Annotated in this window: 5 protein-coding genes and 1 pseudogene; 5 read left to right on the forward strand and 1 reads right to left on the reverse strand. The window is 63.7% G+C overall.

The window, feature by feature from the left end; all coding sequences use genetic code 11:
- A pseudogene (locus JOZ76_RS00210) lies at positions 1 to 490 on the reverse strand (hypothetical protein); the annotation flags it as partial.
- Positions 491 to 618: 128 nt separating this feature from the next.
- Between JOZ76_RS00210 and JOZ76_RS00215 the strand changes: the two are divergent.
- The 5 genes from JOZ76_RS00215 to JOZ76_RS00235 all read left to right on the forward strand — a co-directional run bounded on the left by JOZ76_RS00215 (position 619) and on the right by JOZ76_RS00235 (position 7245).
- Positions 619 to 1083 carry a GNAT family N-acetyltransferase gene (locus tag JOZ76_RS00215; RefSeq protein WP_291696625.1) on the forward strand — a complete coding sequence of 155 codons (465 nt, stop codon included), beginning with the start codon at positions 619 to 621 and terminating at the stop codon, positions 1081 to 1083.
- 569 nt (positions 1084 to 1652) lie between these two features.
- Entirely contained in the window at positions 1653 to 3221 is a 1569-nt protein-coding gene (locus JOZ76_RS00220) for an undecaprenyl-phosphate glucose phosphotransferase (RefSeq protein ID WP_291696626.1), read from the forward strand.
- A gap of 105 nt (positions 3222 to 3326) precedes the next feature.
- Complete coding sequence (locus tag JOZ76_RS00225; protein ID WP_291696627.1) at positions 3327 to 5177, forward strand: WecB/TagA/CpsF family glycosyltransferase; 1851 nt, start codon at positions 3327 to 3329, stop codon at positions 5175 to 5177.
- Positions 5178 to 5444: 267 nt separating this feature from the next.
- Entirely contained in the window at positions 5445 to 5618 is a 174-nt protein-coding gene (locus JOZ76_RS00230; protein WP_291696628.1) for a hypothetical protein, read from the forward strand.
- 100 nt (positions 5619 to 5718) lie between these two features.
- A complete protein-coding gene (locus tag JOZ76_RS00235; protein ID WP_291696629.1) occupies positions 5719 to 7245 on the forward strand; it encodes a glycoside hydrolase family 5 protein in 1527 nt (508 codons plus the stop codon).
- The last annotated feature ends 261 nt before the right edge of the window (positions 7246 to 7506 follow it).

Here is a 7506-nt window from a genome sequence, read left to right on the forward strand (position 1 = left end):
GTCCCGGCCTTGTGCGCAATTGCGCACTGGCGCCGGGACCCATAACCACAGGTTCAGCCAAATCATCCGGCATTCCCTGTGCGATGGCTTTAACGCTTTTGGCGCGCTCTCCCTGGGAACCGGGCTTTCTTGCTCCCATCGCCCGCGAGATCAGCGTCGGGAGGCCGGGACCACGCGCTTTCGCAGTCCGCGCCGACGATGCTCGTCTTGCATCACCCTCGCGTCCACCGCATCCCCGCCTCACGTGTCGTGACGATCGCGATACGCCCTCTGCATCGAGGCGGGATGACGGGGAAAGGACCACATAGTTCCGAAAAACGGAAGTAAAATATTTTTGCACCGAGGACTGGACAGCCGAATCAGCATTGAATCGCCAAGTGAATTTCGCTTTTTCGCGCAGGCGATTCTTCGCGTTTTGCGTCGGCATCGGGCCGGCCGACGAACCGTTGGGCAAATCAGTTTCGTGCCCTCCCGAGTCGGCGACGCGCAATCGGCGCCATCCGCGTGACCTCACGGTCGTAGACCTTGCCTGTCGGGCAAATCGATTCAATCCTGCCCCATGCGACGTCGCGTCGTCGCAAAGGTCACCTCTGCGCCCTGCGCCTGGAGTTCAGCCCCATGGACATGCTGGTACGCCTCTATGATCTGCCGGACTCCCGAAAGGCCTCAAACCGGCTGGCCGCCGCCGGCGTATCGATCCGCCGCGCGTTGCCTCCCGAGAAGCACAAGGTGCTCCATTGGGTCCGCAGCACGTTCAGTGAAGCCTGGGCCAGCGAGGCCGACGTTGCGTTTGCGCGCCAGCCGGTCGCCTGCTTCGTTGCGATCGAGGGAGGGAACCTCAAGGGCTTCGCCTGCCATGACGCGACCTGTCCGAATTTCTTCGGTCCGATGGGCGTCGATCCTGCCGCCCGCAAGAAGGGAGTCGGGGCTGCTCTGCTGTTTGCCTGTCTCGAAGAGATGCGGCACCAGGGTTTTGGCTACGCGATCATTGGCGGGGTCGGCCCCGCCGCCTTCTACACCAAGACCGTCGGAGCGATCCCGATCGAGGGATCCGAACCCGGCATCTATCGCGGCCTGCTCTAAGGCATGATGAAGTTTGCTCGATCGTCTCTCCGCGCAAACGGTACACCTCTCCCCGCTTGCGGTCCGCTTGCGGGAGAGGTCGCATCGCTTCGAGGTAGGCGCTGGCCAAGGTGAGAGCCAAGGCAACAGCCAAGGCAACAGCCACGGCCAGCGGGGGCGGGCCTTGCGGCAGCAGTCGAAGAACAACGGCGGACGCCGCGGTCGCCGCGAGCGCGGCATCGCGCCCGCAAGCTGCGGTGTGCGTCGAGCCTCACACCGAGAAAACAGCGCGCGTCGTTCACTACAACCTGCGGTTACATGCGCTGCTCGCATCGGGAGCGTCCGACGCTCATTTTCAATGCAATCCTGGGCACAAGCGGGTGAGAGCGCTCAATCATTGGTGTTGCGGCACAGCAGCATTATGGTTAAAGTTTGGTTAGATTGAAGCTAAATTTTTACTGTTATTTGTCGCCAAGAAGGAATTGCTTCCATGGAAGCCTGCCGGTTTTTCCGCATCCCTCGTTTCCTGGATTACCGTGAGTGTCCGCCCATCCCGCGGGTTTTGAGCTGCTGATTTCGCGGGGGCCACGGTGGCAATTCTCGCAGGATCAGAGTTGCGCGCCGAAGCGCCAGATGCTTTGGCCGAGCAGGACACCGTCGCTGCTGTAGCCAGCGTGCAGCAGCACGCGCGGTCGCAATCGCAAGTCGCGCGCCGACAAAACGAGCAGCGCGCTGCGCGCGACGCCCAGTTCAGGACGCTTCAGCTGCCATGTTCGGCGATCGGCGCGGTGTTCGCCGGTGTCGATTGCAGCGCTATCGTGCTCTCCAGTCTCGCGGGAGCGACGGGCTATCAGGTGCTGGCCAATGCGTCGTGGAATCTGCACTTCCAGCTCGGCGCCGGCGTCGCCGCCGCGCTGCTCTATTTGCTGATTGGACGATCCTCGGGCTTTTACCAGGCGCCCGAGCTTTTCTCGTCGGGACGCCGAGACGTCTCCGACGTGCTCCAGCACTGGCTCCTGACCAGCCTGCTGCTCACCTTGCTGGCTTTCCTGTTTCGGATCGGCATCGAATTCTCGCGCGGCGCCATCATCTGTTTCTTGGTCATGGCACTCGGTTCGCTGCTGGCATCGCGAACCGCGATGCGGGCGCTGCTGTCGTGGTCGGTGAGGAGCGGGCGGCTGCAGGGCCGGCGCGTGATCGTGGTCGGTCCGCGGGACGAACTTGCCGCCGTCGACCAAGGCGAACTGCTCCGCCGGTTCGGCCTGACGGAGGTCGAGCGCGTCGCCCTTCCGGAGCTTGGCAACTGGTCGCTGCCGGTGTCACGGCGAATTGTCGCCGCGCTGGACGAGTCCTTGCGGGTCGCGCGCGACCGCGGCGCGGAGGAAATCGTCCTGGCATTGTCCTGGAACGACACGCGAAGCATCGAGCTGATCCGCGACCGGCTGCGCAGCTCGCCGCTGCCCGTGCAGCTGTTGCCCGACCAGAAGGTCCGCTATCTCACGACAAATCCTGCGTTCTCGGTCAACCGCTCGTTTTCGATCGAGGTGCAGCGGACGCCCCTGTCAGCGCTCGAGCAGTTTGCAAAGCGCGTGCTGGACATGGTCGGCGCCGCGGTGCTGTTGCTCGGTCTGTTGCCGCTGATGCTGGTGACAGCGCTTGCGATCAAGCTCGACTCGCCGGGGCCGGTGCTGTTCCGCCAGCGCCGCTCCGGCTTCAACGCCAAGCGGTTCATGATTTTCAAGTTTCGCACCATGACGGTCATGGAAGACGGCGAGAAGGTGAGCCAGGCGACGGAGCACGACCCGCGCGTCACGCCGTTCGGTGGATTTCTGCGGGCCTCGAGCATCGACGAACTGCCCCAGCTCATCAACGTGCTTCGCGGCGACATGTCGCTGGTCGGTCCGCGGCCGCACGCCGTGGCGCATGACGATCAATACGGCCAAGTGCTCGCCGAATATGCCTACCGCCATCACGTGAAGCCGGGGATTACGGGCTGGGCGCAGGTGCACGGCTATCGCGGCGCCACCGCGCAGGTCGAGCTGATGAAGCGGCGGCTCGAATTCGACCTCTGGTACATCAGCAACTGGCACCTCGGCCTGGATGTCATCATCCTGCTCAGGACCATGTTCGAAGTGTTCCGCCGCCGCAACGCGTACTAGCGCGGAGGCGGCGATTTCGGGATTGCGGGTCCGAAGATGTTTGCGGGTAAGGAGAGCGCTCGCGCGCGAGAGCTCCGGGATTGCTGCTGAAGAGGGCGGATTGTAATGCGTATCGTCCATGTCGTCCGCCAGTTCTTTCCCGCAATCGGCGGATTCGAGAGTGTTGTATTCGAGCTCGCATCGCGGCAGGCGGGCGCCGGCCACGCGGTGCGCGTCGTCACGCTGGACCGGCTGTTCAAGCAAGCGGACGGAGGGAAGCTTCCACCGCGGGACCGAGTCGCGGGGATCGAGATCGTCAGGATTCCGTTTTTCGGCTCACCGCGCTATCCGATCGCCTTTTCGGTGCTGAAGCACATTCGCGATGCGGACGTCGTCCACGTCCACGCCATCGATTTCTTCTTCGATTTCCTGGCCTGGACACGATTCCATGGCAGGCGGCTCGTGGTCTCGACCCACGGCGGCTTCTTCCATACGTCCTTTGCGGCGCGGCTGAAGCGGCTCTATTTCGCAACCGTCACGCGGGCGTCGATGCTCTGCTATGACGGCGTTGCCGCCGTCAGCGAGGTCGATTACCACGAGTTCAGCCGCATCCGACCGCGCGGTCTGGTTTGCATCGAGAACGGCGTGAACATCGCGAAGTTTCGCGATGCAGGCAGCCGCTGTCCGGTCAAGTCGATGATCTGGATCGGGCGGTTCTCGGAGAACAAGCGGCTCGATCGCCTGCTACTCTTGCTCGCCGCGATGCGGCGCATCGATGCGGACTGGCGGCTGGTGATCGCCGGGCAGCCCTGGGACCTCGGCCTGCCCGCCCTCAAAGAGCTGGCCGCGCGGGCCGGGGTTGCCGACGCGCTCCGCATCGTGCAGTCGCCTGACGATGACGAGATCCGCAGCCTGATGGGCGGAAGTGCTGTGATCGTCAGCGCCTCCGACTATGAAGGGTTCGGGATCGCGGCGATCGAGGGCATGTCGGCGGGGCTTTATCCGTTGCTCTCCGACATTCCCCCGTTTCGGCGGCTGGTCGCGCAGGGCGGCATCGGGCTGACCATCGACTTCGACGATGCCGACGCTGCCGCGGCGGCATTCCTGTCCCGCTGGCCGGAGATCGCGGGCGATCATGCCGCGATGCGGGCCCGCGCGGTCGCGGCGGCCGCAGCCTATGGCTGGGACAGCGTCCTCGCGCGCTATCAGTTGCTCTATGATGACGTCTGCGGCGCGCGCTGCCGCACCATCCTCGACGTCCCCGTCTTCGTCGGAACCAGGAGCGCGGCGGTCGACCGGATCGACGCTGAATATCAGACGGGCAAGCCGGCCATGGTCGCCTTCGCCAACGCCAATGCGCTCAACATCGCCACCAATGACGGCGCGTTCCGCGACGTCCTGAAACGCAGCCTGGTGCTCAATGACGGGATCGGCGTCGATGCCGCGAGCCAGATCCTGTTCGAGCGGCGCTTTCCGCAAAACCTCAACGGCACCGATTTCACGCCCTATTACTTTCAGCATACCAGGCACAGCTACCGCATCTTCTTCCTCGGCGGCTCCTCGGGCGTCGCCGAACGCGCGGCCGCGAAGCTGATCGCAATGTGCGGCGGCCGCCACCGGATCGCCGGCTGCCAGAACGGCTATTCGCGCGCCGGCGACGCCATCGGGATCACGGCCAAGATCCTGGGCTCCGGCGCCGACGTGGTGCTGGTTGCCATGGGCAATCCCCTGCAGGAGATCTGGCTTGCCGAGCATCTTGAGGCCACCGGATGTCGCCTCGGCTTCGGCGTCGGCGCGCTGTTCGACTTCCTTTCGGGTGACGTCGCGCGCGCCCCGCGCTGGGTCCGCGCCGCGCGCCTGGAATGGGCCTATCGGCTGGCGCAGGAGCCGTCCCGGCTCTGGCGCCGCTACGTCCTCGGCAATCCGCTGTTTCTGATGCGCGTGCTCGGCCAGTGGCTGTCGGGCGAGAGGGTCTGAGGGGATGGCCCGCCTTCATTTCTTAAATGCGGACCGGCGAACCTCGCTTGTTCCTGATAGCGCGATCATTCCGACGTGTAGGTTCACATTGCACCCGCTCGGCATCCAGGGAGTACCAGGCGATGGTCGCTGACAGCTATCCCTCCAGCTTCTACGAAAATCAGACGTCAGGCTCAGGAGGTCCGCACGGATCGTGCTCCTTATCATTATCTAGTCTGGTTGATGTTGACGGTGGCGCAGGTACCGCAGGAGCTCCTGCACATTTTCATGCCGACTAATTCTCGCAATGACCCGATCAGCGTGCGCCGAAGGCAGCCCAAGGGGTTGCTGAAATCGCTGCTCGCAGTCGGATGGGGCGCCGCTGTCGTCGTCGCCTCCGCCGGCTGGGCCTATTTCATCTTCTGGATCATCTGGCGTTTCGTGTGGCCTCTGTTTGCATGAAGGCCCGCACCATGAACGCGAAGCGCAGCGCTACGCGCGGTCCGCCGGTGTGGCTGTGGTGCCGGCGAGAGGCTCCCTGAGCAGATCTGAAAGAAACGGCATGTTGCATTGGTTCTCGTCGTATTTGTTGATGTCGGCGACCGCGCTCGTTACCGGTGGGCTTGCTGAGTGGGGGTGGCCAAATCCGGCCCGGACCGAACAACACCAGCCGCCCACATGGAGCACCTTTGCACAGAACAGTTCGAAGCAGCCGACGGCAAGCCAGGGCGAGCCACCCGCCGCGCGCTGGGCACTTCTGCGCTCGGTTCCGAGTATCGGGACGGGCAACGCGGTCACGTTCGAAATTCACGAGACCAACCATGCGTTGACATCGCCCACCAGCCTCAGGCTGGCGATGGACGGCAGCAGTACGGCGGGTGACGTCGATTTCGTCGAAGGGCTGAATGAAGCTGTCGCTGCGGCGCTCGGTCCCGATGTCAGCTACGCCCCGGACACGGGTATGCTGACATTCAGTCCCCGGGCTGTCTTTCCTTTCAGGTTCACGATGACGGCGAGCTCCTTCAATTCCGAAAAGGACTACGTGCTCGTCATCAAGGACAATGAAATCGGCCAAATCGACGTCGCGCGGGCGGGGATCAGGCTCGGCTCGCTGGCGAGGCCCTCGGCGCCTCCCTTGCTCGGCCTCAATGAGGCCTCCGGAGATTTTGGGATCGGACAATACAAGTACGCCTATCCCGGCAAGAACCGCGTGGATTGGGCCGCAGCGCTGGGATTCGGCATCATCCGCCTGCCGTTTCTGTTTCAGAACATCCAGCCTGCCTCCGGGGCAAATCTCGACGAGGCGGCGATGCAACAGCTCGATCCGGTGCTCGCCGAATGCGGGCGAAGGACGCTCGTCTGTCTCCTGGATATGCACAATTATGGCAGCTACTATCTCGACGACAGCGCGGCGGCCCAGGCCCTGCCAGGCACCCCGGGAGTTTCCAATGCGCGGCTCGCCGAGCTTTGGGCCCAGATCGCCCGACGCTACCGGGACAATCCGTACGTCTGGTTCGGCCTGATGAACGAGCCTCACCAGCAGACCGCGCTCGAATGGGTCAAGACCAGCAACGCGATCGCGGCCGCAATTCGTGCGACCGGCGCAACCAACAAGATCGTCTTTTCAGGGACGGCTTGGGATGGCGCCTGGACTTGGACAACGAGTGGAAATGCGACGGAGATGCTGAAGGCCTACGACCCGGCCGGCAACTTCGCGTTCGAAGCTCATCAATATCTCGACGGCGACGGCTCAGGCACGTCACCCATTTGCGTCGCCGGTGCGGGAGCCGCGCGCATTGCCCCCTTTACGGAATGGCTCAAGACCTATCGGCTGCAGGGAATCCTGGGGGAGGTCGGTTGGGCCGCCAATCCGCAGTGTCAGGCCGAGGGAGCCGCGCTGCTCGAGGCTTGGCAAGCCGCGGCCGCCGTCTCCGATACCGGAGGTTATATCGGCCTGACCTATTGGGCGAACGGACCGTTATGGCCCGACAGCTACATGTATCTGGCCGAACCGCGGCCTTTTCCAGGAGGACCTGAGCCTCCGCAACTTGCCACGTTGAAACGCTTTCTGCCCCAACGCCCCAATTGAGCGCCCCTTCGGGGCGACAATGTCTGAGCTTCGGCAAGCTGGTGCTCGGGGAGGCGAAAGCAGAGCCTGCGGCCGTGCTGGCCTGCTCGGCCAATCGAGGCACGAGCAGACGCTCCTCGATCGGCTGGCGGAAGATCTGCGTGCTGCACTCGAGTGCAACCTTGCTTGCGACATCTGATTCGATACATTTGCCTCGAGTTTCGCGCCGGCCGGGGCAGGAAACATTGAACCGAGATCATTCTCCCGCAACGCGAGCCTACC

This window comes from Bradyrhizobium sp., from assembly GCF_019244115.1.
GTDB lineage: Bacteria > Pseudomonadota > Alphaproteobacteria > Rhizobiales > Xanthobacteraceae > Bradyrhizobium.